16 protein-coding genes are annotated in these 18,989 nt (G+C 66.8%); 8 read left to right on the top strand and 8 right to left on the bottom strand.

Going from position 1 to position 18,989, the window contains the following annotated elements:
* Nucleotides 1-225: 225 nt before the first annotated feature.
* Complete coding sequence (locus J2T47_RS05160; RefSeq protein WP_253443096.1) at nucleotides 226-2,784, top strand: TonB-dependent receptor; 2,559 nt, start codon at nucleotides 226-228, stop codon at nucleotides 2,782-2,784.
* A 173-nt stretch (nucleotides 2,785-2,957) separates the two neighbouring features.
* Here the strand turns inward: J2T47_RS05160 and aqpZ are convergent, their stop codons facing one another.
* From aqpZ to J2T47_RS05140, 4 genes are all read right to left on the bottom strand, one after another.
* Nucleotides 2,958-3,641, bottom strand: coding sequence for an aquaporin Z (gene aqpZ / locus J2T47_RS05155; protein WP_253443093.1), 684 nt, complete (start codon nucleotides 3,639-3,641; stop codon nucleotides 2,958-2,960).
* A gap of 161 nt (nucleotides 3,642-3,802) precedes the next feature.
* Nucleotides 3,803-4,426 carry an NAD(P)H-dependent oxidoreductase gene (locus J2T47_RS05150; protein ID WP_253443091.1) on the bottom strand — a complete coding sequence of 208 codons (624 nt, stop codon included), beginning with the start codon at nucleotides 4,424-4,426 and terminating at the stop codon, nucleotides 3,803-3,805.
* Nucleotides 4,419-5,813, bottom strand: coding sequence for a class II fumarate hydratase (locus J2T47_RS05145; RefSeq protein WP_253443089.1), 1,395 nt, complete (start codon nucleotides 5,811-5,813; stop codon nucleotides 4,419-4,421). The genes J2T47_RS05150 and J2T47_RS05145 overlap by 8 nt, the downstream gene beginning before the upstream one ends.
* A gap of 149 nt (nucleotides 5,814-5,962) precedes the next feature.
* Nucleotides 5,963-6,973: a DUF2804 domain-containing protein gene (locus tag J2T47_RS05140; RefSeq protein WP_253443088.1), complete on the bottom strand. Its 1,011-nt coding sequence runs from the start codon at nucleotides 6,971-6,973 to the stop codon at nucleotides 5,963-5,965.
* Nucleotides 6,974-7,141: 168 nt separating this feature from the next.
* On the opposite strand from J2T47_RS05140, the gene J2T47_RS05135 reads away from it, so the two are divergent.
* From J2T47_RS05135 to J2T47_RS05115, 5 genes are all read left to right on the top strand, one after another.
* The gene (locus J2T47_RS05135; protein ID WP_017517659.1) at nucleotides 7,142-7,654 is read left to right on the top strand and encodes a DUF2059 domain-containing protein; all 513 of its coding nucleotides are present in this window, start codon (nucleotides 7,142-7,144) and stop codon (nucleotides 7,652-7,654) included.
* Between the two features lie 52 nt (nucleotides 7,655-7,706).
* Nucleotides 7,707-8,015, top strand: a complete 309-nt coding sequence (locus tag J2T47_RS05130; protein ID WP_253443087.1) for a BolA family protein — start codon at nucleotides 7,707-7,709, stop codon at nucleotides 8,013-8,015.
* A gap of 162 nt (nucleotides 8,016-8,177) precedes the next feature.
* Nucleotides 8,178-9,113, top strand: a complete 936-nt coding sequence (gene trhO, locus J2T47_RS05125; protein ID WP_253443086.1) for an oxygen-dependent tRNA uridine(34) hydroxylase TrhO — start codon at nucleotides 8,178-8,180, stop codon at nucleotides 9,111-9,113.
* A 3-nt stretch (nucleotides 9,114-9,116) separates the two neighbouring features.
* Complete coding sequence (locus tag J2T47_RS05120; protein ID WP_253443085.1) at nucleotides 9,117-9,752, top strand: DsbA family protein; 636 nt, start codon at nucleotides 9,117-9,119, stop codon at nucleotides 9,750-9,752.
* On the top strand, nucleotides 9,745-11,538 hold the full coding sequence (locus J2T47_RS05115) for an ABC transporter ATP-binding protein (RefSeq protein ID WP_253443084.1): 1,794 nt from the start codon (nucleotides 9,745-9,747) through the stop codon (nucleotides 11,536-11,538). Before J2T47_RS05120 ends, J2T47_RS05115 begins: the two co-directional genes overlap by 8 nt.
* Here the strand turns inward: J2T47_RS05115 and J2T47_RS05110 are convergent, their stop codons facing one another.
* Together J2T47_RS05110 and J2T47_RS05105 are read right to left on the bottom strand one after the other, a co-directional pair.
* Complete coding sequence (locus tag J2T47_RS05110) at nucleotides 11,539-12,426, bottom strand: class I SAM-dependent methyltransferase (protein WP_253443083.1); 888 nt, start codon at nucleotides 12,424-12,426, stop codon at nucleotides 11,539-11,541. It lies immediately after the preceding gene.
* A gap of 124 nt (nucleotides 12,427-12,550) precedes the next feature.
* Nucleotides 12,551-13,654: a helix-turn-helix transcriptional regulator gene (locus J2T47_RS05105; RefSeq protein ID WP_253443081.1), complete on the bottom strand. Its 1,104-nt coding sequence runs from the start codon at nucleotides 13,652-13,654 to the stop codon at nucleotides 12,551-12,553.
* Between the two features lie 355 nt (nucleotides 13,655-14,009).
* Between J2T47_RS05105 and J2T47_RS05100 the strand changes: the two genes are divergently transcribed.
* Both J2T47_RS05100 and J2T47_RS05095 read left to right on the top strand, forming a co-directional pair.
* On the top strand, nucleotides 14,010-16,460 hold the full coding sequence (locus J2T47_RS05100) for an EAL domain-containing protein (protein WP_253443794.1): 2,451 nt from the start codon (nucleotides 14,010-14,012) through the stop codon (nucleotides 16,458-16,460).
* Nucleotides 16,461-16,536: 76 nt separating this feature from the next.
* Nucleotides 16,537-17,325, top strand: a complete 789-nt coding sequence (locus J2T47_RS05095) for a TenA family transcriptional regulator (RefSeq protein ID WP_253443079.1) — start codon at nucleotides 16,537-16,539, stop codon at nucleotides 17,323-17,325.
* A gap of 28 nt (nucleotides 17,326-17,353) precedes the next feature.
* Here the strand turns inward: J2T47_RS05095 and J2T47_RS05090 are convergent, their stop codons facing one another.
* On the bottom strand, nucleotides 17,354-18,310 hold the full coding sequence (locus J2T47_RS05090; RefSeq protein WP_253443078.1) for a quinone oxidoreductase family protein: 957 nt from the start codon (nucleotides 18,308-18,310) through the stop codon (nucleotides 17,354-17,356).
* A gap of 37 nt (nucleotides 18,311-18,347) precedes the next feature.
* Nucleotides 18,348-18,509, bottom strand: a complete 162-nt coding sequence (locus J2T47_RS05085; protein WP_253443076.1) for a DUF1427 family protein — start codon at nucleotides 18,507-18,509, stop codon at nucleotides 18,348-18,350.
* Nucleotides 18,510-18,989 lie beyond the last annotated feature (480 nt).

Below are 18,989 nucleotides of genomic sequence, written 5' to 3'. Positions count from 1 at the left end.
TTTCAGGTAGGAGCGGACTTCGTCCGCGATCGATTTCCGGCGGCTCCGAGCTGGCCGGTTGCACATCGCGGACGGAATCCGCTCCTACAAAAACGGCAACGACCCAGATTTGATTCTTTTTGAGAAATATTTTTATTTGCAGGTGTGGGTTTTTCTCGATTGAGGGTCTTCCCCGTCATTCGCTGCGAAACGCGCAGCGCTTTTCGACCCTGGGGAGGGCCTTGCATGCAGTCTCGTTTCAACTTCCCGTTCGCGCGCCCGCTGGGCTGCGCCGTGCTGCTCGGCAGCCTGATGATGGCTGAGTACAGCCGCGCCGCCGACTGGCAGGTCGACCTGCCGGCGCAGGCGCTGAGCGAGTCCATCGGCAGCCTGTCGCAGCAGGCCGGCGTGCAGGTGCTCTACGACGCATCCCAGCTGGACGGCCTCAAGGCACCGGCGGTGAGTGGCCGCTACAGCGTGCGTGAAGCGCTGGAGCATCTGCTCGAGGGCTCGTCCCTGGAACTGGTGGAGGCGGGCGACGGCTTCGTCGTGCGCCGCGCGGGCAGGGTCGACAAGTTCAGCGACAACGCCATCGAACTGGACTCGCAGACCATCGTCGGCAGCGGCCTGTCGGTGGACTCCAGCAGCGTCGGACGCTCGACCCTGACCCGCAAGGACATCGAGCGCATCCAGGCCGACAACATTCCCAGCCTGCTGCAGACCCTGCCCGGCGTGACCATGGGCGGCTCGCCCAAGCCGGGCGGGCAGACCGTCAACATCTGGGGCCTGGGCGATGCCGAGGACGTGCCCTTCACCCTCGACGGCGCGACCAAGAGCGGCTTCGAGCGCTACCAGCAGGGCACCGTGTTCATCGAGCCGGAGCTGATCAAGCGCATCGAAGTGGAGAAGGGTCCGCACTCGGTCTACAACGGCAATGGCGGCTTCGGCGGCACCGTGCACATGGAGACCAAGGACGCGCCGGACATGCTGCGCGATGACCAGAACGTCGGCGCCATGCTCAAGTACGGCTACCACTCCAACGACCAGCAGAAGATCTACAGCGGCGCCGTCTACGGCCGCACCGAGGACCGCAAGGTCGACGCCCTGGCCTACCTCACCGCCCGTGACGGCCGCGACATCAAGCTGGCCGGGCACATCCCCGACCCCAACGGTAACTACCCGATCAACCCCAGCCGTCTGCCCAACAGCGCCCAGGACCTCGACGCCGGGCTGTTCAAGCTGAACCTGCACCCGAACCTCGACAACGACATCAGCCTGGCCTACAGCCGCTCCCACAGCACCCGCTGGACGCCGTTCTCCTCGGCCTCCTACCCGACGCCGCCGACCCAGTCGAGCATCGACCGCTACGGCTACGAGGCCGCGCTCAAGCGCCTGCTGGCGCACCGTGACACCACCGACACCACCTGGTCGGGCAAGTACGAATACCACCCGATCGACAACCCGCTGATCGACCTGATGGTGCAGTACTCCGAGTCGCACATCGACCAGACCGACGAGCGCAATCCGGACGCCTTCTTCCAGGTCTCCACCGGCGGTCGCAAGATGGACACCGACTACAAGGACAAGGTGTTGGAGCTGCGCAACACCAGCCTGTTCGCCACCGGCCCGGTGCAGCACGCGTTCACCGTCGGCACGCAGTTCCACCGCCACACCCGCACCACCGACATGTACATCCCCGGCTCCACCTACGACACCGCGCGCTACAACTACGGCCACTTCCAGCCGACCTTCATGCCCAGCGGCAAGCAGAACACCAACAGCGTCTACATCCAGGACGCGCTGACCCTGGGCAGCGTGACCATCACCCCGTCGCTGCGCTTCGACCACGTGCGCAACCAGGGCAAGGACAACGACGCGCCGCTCTACAACAATGCCGCGCAAGGCCACGACTACAGCTCGCAGACCTACAGCGGCTGGTCGCCGCGCCTGTCGCTGTTCTGGACCGCCACCGAGCGTCTGGGCTTCTTCGCCGACTACAGCCGCACCTGGCGCGCGCCGGTGATCGACGAGATGTACGAGGTGCAGAACAGCAGCACGGTCAGCGCCACCAGCCGCGACCTGGACCCCGAGCGCATCCACGCGCTGCGTTTCGGTTCGCTGGTCAACCTGCCGGACCTGTTCATCAACGGCGACAACCTGCAGGTGCGCACCACGCTTTTCCAGAACAAGATCAAGGACGAGATCTTCCGCACCCGCAGCGTCGGCTGCGAACAGCAGGCCATTGACAACGGCACCATCTCCGGCAGCTGCGGCGACTACCTGCCGCTGTCCAACTACCGCAACCTGCCGGGCGTGACCTACAAGGGCTTTGAGGTCGAGAGTTTCTACGACAGTCCCTGGCTGTTCGGTGGGCTGTCTTACTCGTGGGTGACCGGCAAACACGACGGTGCCTACAGCAACCCCTGGGGCCCGAACGTGTGGGCGCGCGACGTGCCGCCAGCCAAGTGGGTCGCTACCCTGGGCACCAAGATCCCGTCCTGGGACGCGCAGATCGGCTGGCAGGGCGAGTTCGTCCGCAAGACCGACCGCCTGCCCAGCGACAAGTACTCCGGCGGCATGGGCACCAGCGTCGGCGACATCTTCTGGGACCAGACGGTCAACGACAGCTACGACACCCACCGTGTGTTCGCCAGCTGGAAGCCGCGCCGCCTGGGCCTGGAGAACACCGAGCTGAACTTCACCGTGGACAACCTGTTCAACCGCGATTACCACCCGGCGCTGGCTGGCGACAGCGTTTACAGCCAGGGCCGCAACGCCAAGTTCAGCCTGACCCAGTACTTCTGAAGTGATCCATGCAGGCAGAGATCGTAGGGCGCATAAAGCGGAACGCTTTATCCGCCGGTTGCGAAAATAGCGGATAACGCCGGGGGCGTTATGCGCCCTACGCAATGGCCTGCGACTGATACGTGAACGGGCGCCCGAAGGCGCCCGTTCACGTATCAGCGGTTCCGGGTGAATCAGGCGGAGGTCGGACGCATCACGCGATAGACCAGTGCACCGATCACGCCGCCGGCCAGCGGGCCGACCCAGAACAGCCACAGCTGCTTCATGAACAGCGGGTCGGCGAACAGCGCCACACCCAGGCTGCGCGCCGGGTTCACCGAGGTGTTGTCGATCGGGATGCTGATCAGGTGGATCAGGGTCAGCGTCAGGCCGATGGCGATCGGCGCGAAACCGGCCGGGGCCAGCTTGCTGTCTGTGGCGCCCATGATCACGAAGAGGAAGAACGCGGTCAGCAGCACTTCGATGGCCAGCGCCGACTGCATGCTGTAGCCGGTGGGCGAGCCTTCACCGAAGCCGTTGGCGGCAAAGCCGGCCAGCGCGTCGAAGCCCGGCTTGCCGGAAGCGATGTAGAACAGCACGGCACCGGCGAGCACGCCGCCAATGACCTGGGCGACGATGTACGGCACCACGTCCAGAGTACGGACGCGGCCGCCGGCCCACAGGCCGAGGGTGACAGCAGGGTTGAGGTGGCAGCCGGAGATCGGCCCGATGGCATAGGCCATGGTCACCACCGTCAGGCCGAAGGCCAGGGCAACACCGAGTACGCCAATGGCGTCGGCCGCGAAGATGGCGCTGCCGCAACCACCGAACACCAGCCAGAACGTGCCGATCATTTCGGCGGAAAGTTTGCGAAGCATGCTGCCTCCAGAGGCAAGAGGAACCCCGGATTGGGGCGAGCGCATGCTAGGGAAGTCGAAGGTTGGCGCGGTGTAGGGCATTTCCCAAGGTATGGCGAGTGCCTTCTGAAGCGGCATCGACGCTCAGGCGGATAGCGCGCCGCGCGCTACCCGCCCTGGCATCAGACCTGCGTGCCCAGCTGTTCCGCCCGGCGCAACCAGCCCTGCCGCTGCTCTTCGCCGGAGCCGCGCACCGGGCTGAATTCCTCCAGGTGGTGCAGGGCGATGCCGCAGGGCGCGAGGATGCAGCGGGTCATCTGCCGGTGGGCCGGGGCGCCCTGGCGCAGGCGGTAGTGCCAGTGGGTCTGGTCATGGCTGACCAGCAGGTCGGCGCTGCGCCCGCCCAGCAGTGGCTCGAACTCGCGGGATTCCAGCGAGCGGTAGCGGAAGGCGAAGCCCGGCTGCAGCACTCGGTCGAAGAAGCCTTGCAGCAGCGCCGGCAGGCCGCCCCACCAGACCGGGTAGACGAAGGCGATGTGCTGCGCCCAGTGGATCTGCCGCTGGGCTTCGAGCACGTCCGGTTCGAGGTTCTGGCTCTGTTCGTAGCCGCCGCGCAGCACCGGGTCGAAATTCATCTCGCCGAGCTTGAGCGTGTGCACCACATGGCCCTTGGCGCGGGCGCCGTGGGCGTAGGCATCGGCCAGTGCGTGGCAGAAGCCGCCAGGCTTGGGTGAGCCCAGCACCAGCAGCACGCGCTTGCCGTCGCCCTCGATCGGGGTGGCCCCGGAGCGGGTCGGTTCAACCATTCTGCCCGGCCTCCAGCATGGTCTCCGGGCGCACCCACTGGTCGAACTCGGCATCGGTCAGGTAACCCAGTTCCAGCGCGGCTTCACGCAGGGTCTTGCCCTCGGCGTAGGCCTTCTTGGCGATCTCGGCGGCCTTGTCGTAGCCGATGTGCGGGTTCAGCGCGGTCACCAGCATCAGGCCGCGGTCGAGGTGCTCGCGCATCTTCGCCGCGTCCGGTTCCATGCCGGCGATGCAGTGCGTGTTGAAGTTGCGGCAGCCGTCGGCCAGCAGGCGCGCGGATTCCAGCAGGTTGTGGATGATCACCGGCTTGTAGACGTTGAGCTGCAGGTGGCCCTGGCTGGCGGCGAAGGTGATCGCGGCGTCGTTGCCGAAGACCTGGCAGGCGAGCATCGACAGGGCCTCGCACTGGGTCGGGTTGACCTTGCCGGGCATGATCGAGGAGCCCGGCTCGTTGGCGGGCAGCTTCACCTCGGCGAAGCCCGCGCGGGGGCCGGAGCCGAGCAGGCGCAGGTCGTTGGCGATCTTCATCAGCGCCACAGCGAGGGTCTTCATGGCGCCGGCCAGGGTCACCAGCGGTTCATGGCCGGCGAGGGCGGCGAACTTGTTCGGCGCGGAGACGAAGGGCAGGCCGGAGAGGTCGGCCAGTTCGGCGGCGATGGCCTCGGCGAAATCCTTCGGCGCATTCAGCCCGGTGCCGACGGCGGTGCCGCCCTGGGCCAGCTCGTAGACCGCCGGCAGCGCCGCGCGCAGGGCGCGCTCGGCGTAGTCCAGCTGGGCAACGAAGGCGGAGAGTTCCTGGCCGAAGGTGACGGGAGTGGCGTCCATCAGGTGGGTACGCCCGGTCTTCACCAGGTTGGCGTGGCGCGCGGCCTGCTGGGCGATGCCGCCGCTGAGCTCGGCGATGGCCGGCAGCAGGTCGTTCTGCACCGCTTGCGCGGCGGCGATGTGCATGGCGGTGGGGAAGCTGTCGTTGGAGCTCTGCGCGCGGTTCACGTGGTCGTTGGGGTGCACCGGCTTCTTGCCGCCGCGGCCGTTGCCGGCGATCTCGTTGGCGCGTCCGGCGATCACCTCGTTGACGTTCATGTTGCTCTGGGTGCCGCTGCCGGTCTGCCAGACGACGAGGGGGAACTGCTCGTCGTGGTCGCCCGCCAGCACTTCGTCGGCGGCTTCCTCGATCAGGCTGGTGATGTTCTCCGGCAACTCGCCCAGCTGCGCGTTGACCCGCGCGGCGGCCTTCTTGATCAGCGCCAGGGCATGCACCATGGCCAGCGGCATGCGCTGCCCGCCGATGGCGAAGTTCTCCAGCGAGCGCTGGGTCTGCGCGCCCCAGTAGGCATCGTCGGGGACTTCGATGGGGCCGAGGCTGTCGGTTTCGGTGCGGCTCATGGTGCTTCTCCGGAATAGGGTCTCGGCCAGTTTAGGCCGCGACGGGGCTTCCGGGTTCCTCTCTGGCTCAATGGCCGTGATAGAGCGGTCTGAGTGGCGTGTGCGGCTCGGCGACAGTCAGCTGCCCGAAGGCAGTCACCAGCGGGCCATCACCAGCGGGCGTTCGTGGAGCCGACCCAGCCCAGCGCGCCATTGACCGGCACCAGGTCACCCTCGGCGCTGCGCAGGGAGCCGTCGAAGTGGCCGAACCACTGGCAGGTCTCGGCGAACAGCGGGCCCAGGCGCGGGCAGGCGCGGTGCAGCTTGCGCGGGGTGAAGGTGAGGTCGACGCGCTCATCGCAGCCGCGCAATTGCCAGGGCGACAGCGGGTCGTGCGGCACCTGGCGGATTTCCACAGGGCCGTCCAGCGGCTGCAGCTCGCCGCCGAACCACAGGGCGTTCTCGCTCAGGTGGCTGTGTTCCGTCCAGCCGGCGCCGAAGTTGCCGGCAATGCCGCCGGGCGCGGCGAAGGCGGCGCGGGTCCACTGGGTGTTGAACGGCCACACGCCCCGGCCGAAATCCAGCGCGGCGAAGCTCTGGCCTTCGCTGCAGCGGTAGGTCTTGCGGCCGAGGGTGAGGCTGCCACTGATCGGCAGGCCCATCTGCCGGCTGCAGGCGTGGAAGCACTTGCCGCTCATGGGCACCACCAGGTTGACCGACTCCAGGTGCGCCGGGCGCTGTACTTCCAGGGAGAGGTTCAGCGGCAGGCCACCCAGGTTCGGCGCACAGGCGGTGATGCGCAGCTGGCCGGGTTGCTCGTCGAAGCCCAGGCACAGCTGGCCGTGCTCGAAGCGATGGCTCTGGTTCGGCGTGTCCGGCAGGTGGCAGCCCAGGCCGAAGGGGCTGAACCGGGTGCGGTGCACCGACTGTCCGGTTTCCAGGTCGAGGAAGTACAGGGCGCCGTAGCCGAGGTAATCGAGGTCGGCGATAGTGATCGACAGCATCCAGCCTGGCGCATTGATGCACCAGTGGTTCCAGCGCTTGCGCCGGCCGCTGTTGCCGGACAGCTGGCAGAGTGTCTGTGGCCGCGACGACCAGCCCACGGCCGCACTGTTCAGGCGGCCGCGCGCATCGCACAGGGGCGGCGCGGCGGCGAGCGGCGGGTGGGTGAGGGTGTTCATCGGTCACATCCATGTGGCAACGCGCCGCAGCATGCCGTTTCGGGAACTGTCCTACAAGAGAAGCATGTCACTTGCCCGGCAATTGGCATTCTCTTGAGCGATTTCCGAACTTAGGCGCAGAATGGTGGGTCCCACCCCGGACACCCTTCAGACTCACAGGACAGCCCCATGACCGTTCTTCGTTCCCTCTGCACTGCCGCTCTTCTGGTCGGCTTCAGCTCCGTGGCTCTGGCCGATGCCAATGCCGAGGCGGAGAAATTCCTCAAGCAGGTCCATGCCGACAAGCTGACCGTGCCGGTCTATGCGCAAGTCCAGCAGATGCTCGCCCAGCGTTTCGCCCAGGCCAAGGCGCCGGACAGCAAGAAGGCCGTGCTCGACCGCTACCAGGCCAAGGCCAATGCCGAGCTCGATCGTGCGGTGGGTTGGGACAAGCTCAAGCCTGAACTGGTCAAGCTCTACACCAGCAACTTCAGCGAATCCGAGCTCAAGCAGCTGAACGACTTCTATGCATCGCCGCTGGGCCGCAAGGTTCTGGAGAAGATGCCGCGCCTGACCGCCGAGTCCGCCCAGCTGACCCAGGCCAAGCTGCAGACCGCCGTAGAGCCGGTGAACAAGCTGATGGCCGACATGGACAAGGAACTGGGCGTGAAGGCCCCGGCCGCTCCGGCCAAGAAGCCCTGATCGTCCTGATTTCCACCTGCCTGAACCGTACTGACTGCCAGCGAGACCCGACATGAGCATGCGTGACCGACTCCAATCCGCCCTGGGCGCCCTCGAACCTCAGCACCTCGAGGTGCTCGATGAGAGCCACATGCACAGCCGCGGGCAGGAAACGCACTACAAGGCAGTGATCGTCAGCCCGGCCTTCACCGGGCTGAACGCGGTGAAACGGCACCAGAAGGTCTACGCCACGCTCGGCGAGCTGATGGGCCAGATCCATGCCATGGCCCTGCATACCTACACCCCCGAGGAGTGGGCGCAGCAGGGCGCGGCACCGGATTCGCCGACCTGTCGCGGTGGCAGCAAGCACGATCAGCATTGATTGGCGAGCTGACCAAGCGCGTGCGGGCCTGGCCTCGCTCCGTGTAGAATGCGACTCCCAGCGCCGGCCTTTGGCCGGCGCTGTCATTTTCAGCTGTCGATCAGCCTTGATTTCTGAAGAAGCCCGGTCCGCCCTTTACGCGGGCGACCACTGGAGTGATGCATGACCACCGAAAGAATCGTCGTCGCGGCGTTGTACAAGTTCGTCTCCCTGCCCGACTACGTCGCCCTGCGCGAACCCCTGCTGCAGACCCTGCTGGACAACGGCGTGAAGGGCACCCTGCTGCTCGCCGAGGAAGGCATCAACGGCACCGTCTCCGGCAGCCGTGCCGGCATCGACGGCCTGCTGGCCTGGCTGCGCAGCGATGCGCGCCTGGCCGATGTCGACCACAAGGAGTCCTACTGCGACGAGCAGCCGTTCTACCGCACCAAGGTCAAGCTGAAGAAGGAAATCGTCACCCTTGGCGTGCCGGGCGTGGACCCGAACACCAAGGTTGGCACCTACGTTGAACCCCAGGACTGGAATGCGCTGATCTCCGACCCGGAAGTGCTGCTGATCGACACCCGCAACGACTACGAAGTGGCCATCGGTACCTTCGAGGGCGCCATCGACCCGAAGACCAGGTCGTTCCGCGAATTCCCCGACTACATCCGCGAGCATTACGACCCGGCGAAACACAAGAAGGTCGCGATGTTCTGCACCGGCGGCATCCGCTGCGAGAAGGCCTCGAGCTACATGCTCAGTGAAGGCTTCGAAGAGGTCTTCCACCTCAAGGGCGGCATCCTCAAGTACCTGGAGGAAGTGCCCGAGGCCGAGACCCTCTGGCGTGGCGACTGCTTCGTGTTCGACAACCGCGTGACCGTGCGCCATGACCTGACCGAAGGCGACTACGATCAGTGCCATGCCTGCCGCAACCCGATCTCGGCCCTCGACCGCGCCTCCGAGCACTACGCTCCCGGCATCAGCTGCCCGCACTGCTGGGACTCGCTGTCGGAGAAGACCCGCGCCAGTGCCCGCGAGCGGCAGAAGCAGATCGAACTGGCGCGCGAGCGCAACCAGCCGCACCCCATTGGCCGTGATCCCCGCGCGGAGACCTGATCCATGACCAGCCGCCTGCTCTACGTGATGGACCCGATGTGCTCCTGGTGCTGGGGTTTCGCCCCGGTGGCCGGGCAGCTGGTGGAGCAGGCGCGCGCCGCGGGCGTGCCGCTGGCGCTGGTGATGGGCGGGCTGCGCACGGGGCAGGGCGCCGCATTGGAGCCGACCACCAAACGCTACATCCTCGAACACTGGCATGCGGTGCATGAAGCCACCGGCCAGCCGTTCCGCTTCGAAGACGCCCTCCCTGAAGGCTTCGTCTACGACACCGAGCCGGCCTGCCGCGCGGTGGTCACCGCGCGCCGCCTGGACGAGGACTGCGCCTGGGCGCTGGTCGGCGAAATCCAGCGCGCCTTCTACGCCGAAGGCCGCGACGTGACCCAGGCCAGCGTGCTCAGCGAGCTGGCCGAACGCGTCGGCCTGCCGCGTATCGAGTTCGCCGAAGCCTTCGACAGCCAAGACAACCAGGTGGCGACCCTGGCCGACTTTTCCTGGGCTCGCGACCTGGGCATCGCCGGCTTCCCCACGCTGCTCGCCGAGCGCGATGGCCAGCTGGCCCTGCTGACCAACGGCTACCAGCCGCTGGGCGAACTCGCGCCGCTGCTGGAACGCTGGCTGGAGCGCGGGCGGCATGCCTGAGCTGGCCGCTGACCGCCTGAGCTGGGCGGAGATTCGCCGGCTCGCTTTCCGTCATCGCAAGGCCCTGCTGCTGGCCAACCTGGTGGCCGTCCTGGCCACCGCCTGCAGTGTGCCGATCCCGCTGCTGCTGCCGTTGCTGGTGGACGAAGTGCTGCTGGGCAAGGGCGACGCCGCGCTGCAGGTGATGAACCACTGGCTGCCTGCGGGCTGGCACAAGCCGGTCGGCTACATTGGTCTGATGCTGCTGGTGACCCTGGTGCTGCGCAGCTGCGCGCTGGTGTTCAACGTGTTGCAGGCCAAGCTGTTCGCGCGGCTGTCCAAGGATGTGGTGTACCGCATTCGCCTGCGCCTGATCGAGCGCCTGAAACGCATCGCCCTGGGCGAGTACGAAACCCTCGGCGGCGGCTCGGTCAGTGCGCACCTGGTGACCGATCTCGACACCCTCGACAAATTCGTCGGCGACACCCTGAGCCGCTTCCTGGTGGCGCTGCTGACCCTCTGCGGTACCGCCGGTATCCTGATCTGGATGCACTGGAAGCTGGCGTTGCTGATCCTGCTGTTCAACCCGCTGGTGATCTTCGCCACGGTGCAGCTGGGCAAGCGCGTCAAGCACCTGAAGAAGCTGGAAAACGACAGCACCTCGCGCTTCACCCAGGCGCTGACCGAAACCCTCGAAGCCATCCAGGAAGTGCGCGCCGGCAACCGCCAGGGCTTCTTCCTCGGCCGCCTCGGCGTGCGCGCCCGCGAAGTGCGCGACTACGCCGTCGCCTCGCAGTGGAAGAGCGACGCCGCCGGGCGTGCCAGCGGCCTGCTGTTCCAGTTCGGCATCGACCTGTTCCGCGCTGCGGCCATGCTCACCGTGCTGTTCTCCGACCTGTCGATCGGCCAGATGCTCGCGGTGTTCAGTTACCTGTGGTTCATGATCGGCCCGGTGGAACAGTTGCTCAGCCTGCAGTACGCCTACTACGCTGCCGGCGGCGCGCTGACCCGCATCAACGAGCTGCTGGCGCGCGCCGACGAGCCGCATTACCAGCACCGCCGCGATCCGTTCGCCGGGCACACCAGCGTCGGCATCCAGGTGCGCGACCTGAGCTTCGCCTACCGCGACGAACTCGTGCTGGATGGCCTCGACCTGGACATCGCCCCCGGCGAGAAGGTCGCCATCGTCGGCGCCAGTGGCGGTGGCAAGAGCACCCTGGTGCAGCTGCTGCTGGGCCTCTACCAGCCGCAGTCCGGCAGCATCCGCTACGGCGGCGCGGCACTGGAAGAGATCGGCCTGGATTGCGTGCGCGAGCAGGTGGCCGTGGTGCTGCAGCACCCGGCGCTGTTCAACGATACGGTGCGCGCCAACCTGACCATGGGCCGCGAGCGCGGGGATGAAGCCTGCTGGCGCGCGCTGGAAGTGGCGCAACTGGCGGACACCATCCGCGCCCTGCCGCAGGGGCTGGACAGCGTGGTCGGCCGCTCCGGCGTGCGCCTCTCCGGCGGCCAGCGGCAGCGCCTGGCGATTGCCCGCATGGTGCTCGCCGAACCGAAGGTGGTGATTCTCGACGAGGCGACCTCGGCGCTGGATGCCGCCACCGAATATGCCCTGCATCAGGCGCTGGAGCGCTTCCTCGAAGGCCGCACCACGCTGATCATCGCCCACCGCCTGTCCGCGGTGAAACAGGCCGACCGCGTGCTGGTGTTCGACGGCGGGCGCATCGCCGAAGACGGCGACCACCAGCAGCTGATCGCCGAGGGCGGGCTCTATGCGCGGCTGTACGGCCACCTGCAGCAGGGCTGATCAGCCGTAGCGGGTGACCTCGAGGAAGGCCACGCAATTGCCCAGGTCGTGGAAGACCCGCGCGCTGCCGATGTCGTTATAGGGAATACCCAGCAGCAGGTCGAGCAGGCAGGCGTCGCTACGGTAGTGCGGGCGCCAGTCCAGCAGGCCTTCCAGGTAGGCGATATCCGGCACGCCGGGGAGGAAGTTGCCCATCAGCAGGCGCCCGCCGGGCAGCAGGCGGGCGAACAGGTTGCGGGTCAGGTCGCGGGCGTCGTGGTCGTCCAGCACCTCGTACAGGCCCGGCGAGTAGATCAGGTCGAAATGGCAGAGGTCCTGGCGTCCGTAGAACAGGTCGTCCAGGTTGCATTGCTGTGTCTGGACACCGAGCGCGGCATAACTGGCCTCCACCGTCTGCAGGGACAGCGCCTGCGCGTCCAGCGCGGTGAACTGAAGGAACTGGCCATGGCGCAGCGAGCGCGCCAGCTCGACTTCGCGCAGGTGGCCGCAGCCTACACAGAGGATGCGCGCCTGGCCGCTGAGCTGGTCGCAGCAACGGTCGATTTCCCGCGCCAGCAACTGCCGGCGTGAGCGCAGCGCGCGGGAGGCGGGCGCGGAGCTGGCGTAGCGGAACAGCTCGTCGGTGGGGCCGTCGGGCAGCAGCGAGCGCAGGGTGCTGTCGATGCCGTAGAGGTAATCCATCAGCACGGCGTTGCCGGCGCCTTCACCCATCGGCCGTTCACGGCGGCGCGGGAAGGGCACCACGCGTGGGGATTCGGCAGGCGGTGCGCCGCCGGTGGCGAGCGCCAGCAGGTCGGTCTCGTCATCCCTGAGGTGACGCAGCTGCTGTTCGAGTTGCTCGATGGCTTCGGTTAGCGAGTTCGGATTCTGCTGGGTGCCGTTGTCCATGCCGTTCACCTGGGATACCGCTCAGTGATGAGAAAGCGCCACCGGCCTTGCCGGTGATCCGTCCAACACCTTAGGGGGCACTTGGCCCCGGGCCATCATCTGAATGAATGACGGCCGCGAAAATTCAGCGCTGCCCGAGCCGCACCAGCAGGCTGACCAGTTCGGCCTGGCGGCTGGTGTGAGTCTTGCGGAACAACGCACGCAGTTGGCTGCGCACGGTATTGATCGAAGTACCGAGTTGGTCGGCGCACTGTTCGGGCGTCAGCCCACGGACCAGCAGGTCGCCCAGGCGCTGCTCGGCCGGGGTGAGGCCGAACAGTTCGCCCAGCAGGCGGCTCTGGCGATGCGCGTCAAGCAGGGCCAGCAGCACCAGGGGGCGCTGGAAGGGCTGGTTGAAGCTCGCCTCGGCGGGCACCGGGGTGACCAGCAGTTCCTGCCCGCAGCCATCGCCCAGCGGCAACCAACCGGCCTTGCCCTTGCCGGTGCGAGGCGCGGCGTTGCGCACCAGCGCCTGGAGCTTCGCGTCATGCTGGCGGCAGTGCAGGCGGCCGAAAACCTCATGGAACAGCCCGCCGCGCAGCCCGAGCCGCTGCTGCGCGGCCCGGTTGGCGTAGAGCACGCGGGCGTTGCCTTCGAGCAGCCACAGCGGGGTGGGGTGCTGGTCCAGCAGGAGATCGCGGTGGGCCAGTTGCTGGCGCATTTCGTCGATACGCCCGAACATTCGCGCGGCACGGGTCAGGTGCTCGCTCAGGCGGGTCAGCAGGGTCTGTTCCTGCGGGTCGGGGTAGCGTGCGCCGAGGCTGGTCAGCACCGACAGGTAGACGCCCGAGTTGGCCTGTTCGTTGAGCTTCAGGCAGGACACATTGTGCATGCCGTTGGGGCGCTGGAACTCCTGGTAGTACGGGTCGCGGGCCATGCGCTGCGGGCCGTACTCCTCGCGGTCGTGGTACCAGCGGCCGACCGGACGATGGAGCATGAAGCCCTTGGAAGGGTCGATGGTGCAGAACTCGCGGTTGTAGGTCTCGATGGCGCCGGGGTCGCAGAGGTTGATCTCGCTGGCCAGCGCACCGCTCTCGGTCTGGTCCCAGAACAGCAGGGCGCCCTGCTGGCGGCCGCTGGCGGCGATCAGTTCGGTGAGCAGCGGCAACCAGTTGGCCTCTTCGAGCACGCACTCGTAGGTCAGGCCCACCAGCCGGTCGTACTGCATGTCCATATCCCGCCGTGGCATGGCCGCTCCGTCCGTTGCTTGGGGATTGCTCTCGTTGCCTTGCAGATTGCACGGTGCAGATTGCACGATCGACTGAGGTATGGCACATGGCCTTGACTGTCGCAAGGCCACTAATCGGCTGTCATCCCGGTCGCTGGGAGAAGGCCCGGGCAGAGGGCGCAGGAGTACTTTTCCGCCGGGCGGCAGGCCGCCAGCCGACCAAGCGCCATGCCCCGCAGTTTGAGGTTTTGCCGCGATCGGCTAGAAGTTAAGAAAAGGGGCGGCCTGACAGAGAAGTCCCCGAGGTGGAGTGAGGGTTCTCCCCTGCGGTCTGGCAGAGATCAGAAGAAGGAAGTTGAAACTGGTTATGGATGCAATGGGACTGTTGCCGACCCGGCGTACGACGCGTCTGCTCAAGCTGGTCTGGCCGTTCATGGTCGTGGTCCTGCTACAGACGCTGATCGGCAGCGGCAGCTTCTTTATTCTCTCCGGGGTGCGCGCCTATGTGGGCGGCGAGAGCCTCTGGTCCAAGGGCCAGAAGGACGCCATTCATTACCTGCAACTCTATGGCCAGAGCCGCGACTCGGCGGATTACGAGCGCTACCGCACCGCTATCGCCATTCCCCAGGGTGACCGGACTTTCCGCGCCGCCCTCGACCTCAGCCAACCCGACCTGGAGCTGGCCCGCGCCGGCGCCCTGCAGGGCGGCATCCATCCCGACGATGTCGGCGCGCTGATCTGGCTGTACCGCTATTTCCACGAGTACAGCTACTTCGACCAGGCCGTGAAGATGTGGATCATCGGCGACGCCTACCTCGACCAACTGGAGCAGCTGTCCGACGAGATGAGCGCGAAGATCCGCGCCAACGATGTCCGCCCGGGCGACCTGAGCTACTGGAACAGCCGCATCCAGGCCATCAACGACGGCGTCACGCCAGCCGCCATGGCGTTCTCCGCCGCGCTGGGGCAGGGCTCGCGGATGATCATGTGGGTGCTGCTGGTAGCCAATGGCCTGACCGGTCTGGCGCTGATCCTCCTGGCGGTCTGGCGCACGCGCAAGCTGCTGCACCAGCAGCGCGCCTTCGAAAGTGCCCTGGACACCGAGCGGGAGCGTGCGCAGACCACCCTGGCGGCCATCGGCGACGGCGTGGTGACGCTCGATCAACATGAGTGCATTGCCTACTTCAACCCGGCGGCGGAACGCCTGATCGGCTGGGACAACTCCATGGCCGTCGGCCTGCCGCTGCGTTCGCTGCTGCGGGTACTCGACGAGAACTCACAGGCGGAGGGCCTGCCGCTGGTGGGGCAGATCCTGCGCGGCGAGGTGGACGGCGGCAGCGAGACCAGCAAGCTGATCCAGCGCCTGGATGGCACCAGCGTGGCCGTAACCCTGGTGGCGACGCCGATTCACGCCGATGGCCGTGTGATCGGCGTAGTGCTGGTGCTGCACGATATGACCCGCGAGCGCCAGTACATGGCCAGCCTGTCGTGGCAGGCAACCCACGACGCACTGACCGGCCTGACCAACCGTCGCGAGTTCGAGTTCCGCCTCAAGCAGGCGCTGGAAAGCTCGGCGGACTCCCACGACCAGCACTCGCTGATGTACCTGGACCTGGACCAGTTCAAGCTGGTCAACGACACCTGCGGCCACGCCGCCGGCGACGAACTGCTGCGCCAGGTCTGCTCCGTGCTGCAGCAATGCCTGCGTGACGGCGACACCCTGGCGCGCCTGGGCGGCGACGAGTTCGGCATCCTCCTGGAACACTGCCCGCCGGACATGGCGGTGCAGATCGCCGAGCGCATCCGCCTGACCGTGCAGGCGCTGCACTTCATGTGGGAGGGCCGCGGCTTCAACATCACCGTGAGCATCGGCGTGGTGCACATCTCCGCCATGCTGGTGTCGGTGGAGGAGGCGCTGCGCTGCGCCGACATGGCCTGCTACATGGCCAAGGAGAAGGGCCGCAACCGCGCCCAGGTGTTCCGCCCGGACGATACCGAGCTGTCCAACCGCGTCGGCGAGATGGCCTGGGTACAGCGCATCCGCCTGGGGCTGGAGGAGGAGCGCTTCTGTCTCTATGCGCAGTCGATCTTCCCGGTCGACGACCGGGTGATGGAGGGCGCCCACGTCGAGTTGCTGCTGCGCCTGAACGACGAGTGCGGCCGGCTGGTGGCGCCGATCAACTTCATCCCTGCCGCCGAGCGCTACGGGCTGATGCCGGACATCGACCGCTGGGTGGTCGAGAATGCCTTCAGGATCCTGGCCGAGCGCATCGCCGAAGGCGGATACGAACCGATCCATACCTGCGCCATCAACCTTTCCGGCGCTACCATCGGTGACGACACCTTCCTCGACTTCCTCCGCGACGTGCAGCCGCGCTACGGCATCGAGCCCGCCAGCGTGTGTTTCGAGATCACCGAAACCAGCGCCATCGCCAACCTGGTCAACGCCACGCGCTTCATCCAGGAACTCAAGGTCCTGGGCTACCGTTTCTCGCTGGACGACTTCTGCGCCGGCATGTCCTCCTTCGTCTACCTCAAGCACCTGCCCGTGGATTACCTGAAGATCGACGGCAGCTTCATCAAGGACATGCTCGAGGACCCCATCGACCGCGCCATGGTCCAGGTGATCAACCAGATCGGCCACGTGATGGGCAAGCGTACGGTGGCGGAGTTCGTCGAAACCCAGGAAATCCTCGAAGCCCTGCGGGAGATCGGCATCGATTACGCCCAGGGTTACGGGTTGGCGCGGCCGCAACCCTTCAATCGGAGCTTCCTGCGTGAGACCCACGTCGCAGCTGTAGCATCCGACACAACCTCCGGACGGTGACGCGCAGCCAGGACAGGACTAACCTGAGGCCTGAATTACCGGTGCTTGCATGGATCGACCAGCAACGGAGCCTTGGATGAACGACACCTTTGTTCGCAGTGGGCCGCTCAAGGAGCTTTCCAGCTATCCGCACTGGGCCCAGCGCCTGGTGCAGGAGTGCGAAACCAGCCGTCTGGCGGTGGTCGAGCATCCCCTCTATGCGCGCATGCGCGACGGCCAGCTGAGCCGGCAGACCCTGCGCGCCTTCCTCATCGGCGGCTGGCAGGTGGTGGAGCAGTTCCCCCTGTACATGTCCCACAACCTGCTCAAGACCCGTTTCGGCCGCAGCCCCGGCGAAGACATGGCGCGGCGCTGGCTGATGCGCAATATCCGCGTCGAGCTCAACCACGCCGACTACTGGGTGCGCTGGGCCGAGGCCTACGGCGTGACCCTGGCCGAGCTCAAGGCCCAGCTGGTGCCTGCCGAACTCCACGCCCTCGGCCACTGGTGCTGGCACAGTTGCGCCACCGAGGAGCTGGCGCTGGCCATGGCCGCCACCAACTACGCCATCGAAGGCGCGACCGGCGACTGGTCGGCGCTGGTCTGCTCCACCGACACCTACGAACGCAGCCTGCCTGCCGGTACCCGCAAGGACGCCATGCGCTGGCTGAGGATGCACGCCCGCTACGACGACGATCATCCCTGGGAGGCCCTGGAGATCATCTGCACCCTCTGCGGTCCGCAACTCGCCATGCCACGCTGCCTGGCGCTGCGCGAGGCGATCTGCAAGAGCTACGGCTACATGCGCCTGTTCCTCGACCAGTGCCTGGCGCTGGAGCAGGTGCAGGGTGAGGTGCGGCGCGGGCCGATGCAGATAGCCGGCTGAGAGGCGAACCTCACAGCCGCGGCCCGACTCAGGGCACGAGAATGATCTTCTCGCTGCTCCCCTCGTTGATCTCGTGATAGCGCTGCACCCCCTCGCTCAGCGGTACTTCGCGCAGGCCCGTGGGCAGCGGCAGCCTGCCGTCGTCGAACCACTGGCCGAACTGGCGCAGCATCGCGGCGCAGGCCACCGTGTCGTACAGCAGCGAGTTCACTCCGACCACCGAGCCGCCACGGCGATACAGCGCCAGGGCCGGCAGCTGCACGTGACCGTCCACCGGCGCGGCGATGATCGCGATGCGACCGAAGGTGGCCAGCGCGGAAACCGCCGCCGGCAGCCAGAAACCGGTGGTGTCGAAGATCACCTCGGCGCCGCCGGGGAAGTGTTCTTCCACCTGCGCCGCCAGGGTGTCCGTCGAGCCCAGCAGAATGCTCGGCACCTTCTGGGCCTGCAGTTCCGCCTGCGACTCGGCGCGCCGAACCGCCCCCAGCACCTCGGCACCACGGGCCTTGGCCAGGGAAATGGCCGCCGCGCCGACGGCGCCGGAGCCGATCACCAGCAGGCGGGTGCCGGCGCCGACCTGGCTGCGCTCCAGCGCGTCCCAGGCGGTGGTGAAGGGCACGCCGCAGCTGGCGGCCTGGGCGAAGCTCATGCGCTCGGGCATCAGCGCCACGCCGCCGGCCGGCACGCTCATCAGCTGCGCGTGGCTGCCGTCACGGCTGAAGCCCAGCCCGCGGCCGGTGCCCCAGACGGATTTACCCAGCAGCTCGGCCGGGCCCTGCACCACGGTGCCGGCGAAATCACGGCCGGGAACGCGGGGCAGGGTGGTGTAGGGGAAGCGGCCGAGGACGTTCTTCACGTCGCTGGGGTTCAGGCCGGCGGCGTGGATTTCCACCAGCACTTCGTCGGCGGCGGGTACCGGGTCGTTGATGTCGATGAAGCTCAGGGCGGCGAGGTCGCCGGTGCGATCGAATTGCAGGGCTTTCATGGCACGGATCCTTGGCAATCAGTGGTAGACGAGGGGGTCAGTGGAACCAGCGGTTCAGCAGCGGCAGGGCGTTCTCGCCGATCTGCATGCCCAGCAGGCCGACCAGCGCCACCAGCGGCGGCGCTGGCGAGCGGAAGTCGAGGAAGTGGTAGGCGAGGCCGACGTTGATGCCGATGGCCAGGGATATCAGGTAGTTCATCTTGTACTCCGCGGGGGCTTCCGGCGGCTGGCGGGAATGGAGCCAGTCTAGGAGCCGCGCCGGGGCGCCGCCGGTCATTGGCTTCGGAATATCGGACAGATGTGGGCAGGGGGTATTGGATGGGCGTGTCGGGCCCAGGAGAGGGCTGGGGCCAGATCGTAGGGTGCATAACGCGCCAGCGTTATCCGCCGCAAGGTAATCGGCGGACAACCCGTTCCGGGTTATGCGCCCTACGGTCCTGCAGCAGCAGGCCCCGCCCGAGATCCGCCTGCAGGGCCGGTGCTTTGCTCTGGTGTCGGAGGTCTGCTGCGTCGGCTTGAGTGTTTCTGCGTCGCATAGACATGCGCGGAGGTATTGGGTTTCGCCCCCTCGGGCGACCTACTTTGCCAAACGACGCAAAGTAGGCAAAGGTCTTGCCCCGGACATCCGGTTTTTCGCTTAGGCGAAAAATTCCCTCGTTGAAGCGAAGTTCCAGGGGCA

This window comes from Pseudomonas nitroreducens (assembly GCF_024170165.1).
GTDB classification, from domain to species: Bacteria; Pseudomonadota; Gammaproteobacteria; order Pseudomonadales; family Pseudomonadaceae; genus Pseudomonas; species Pseudomonas nitroreducens_C.
The sequence above is the reverse complement of the archived record's forward strand: the minus strand, read 5'-3'. Positions and strand labels throughout refer to the sequence as shown.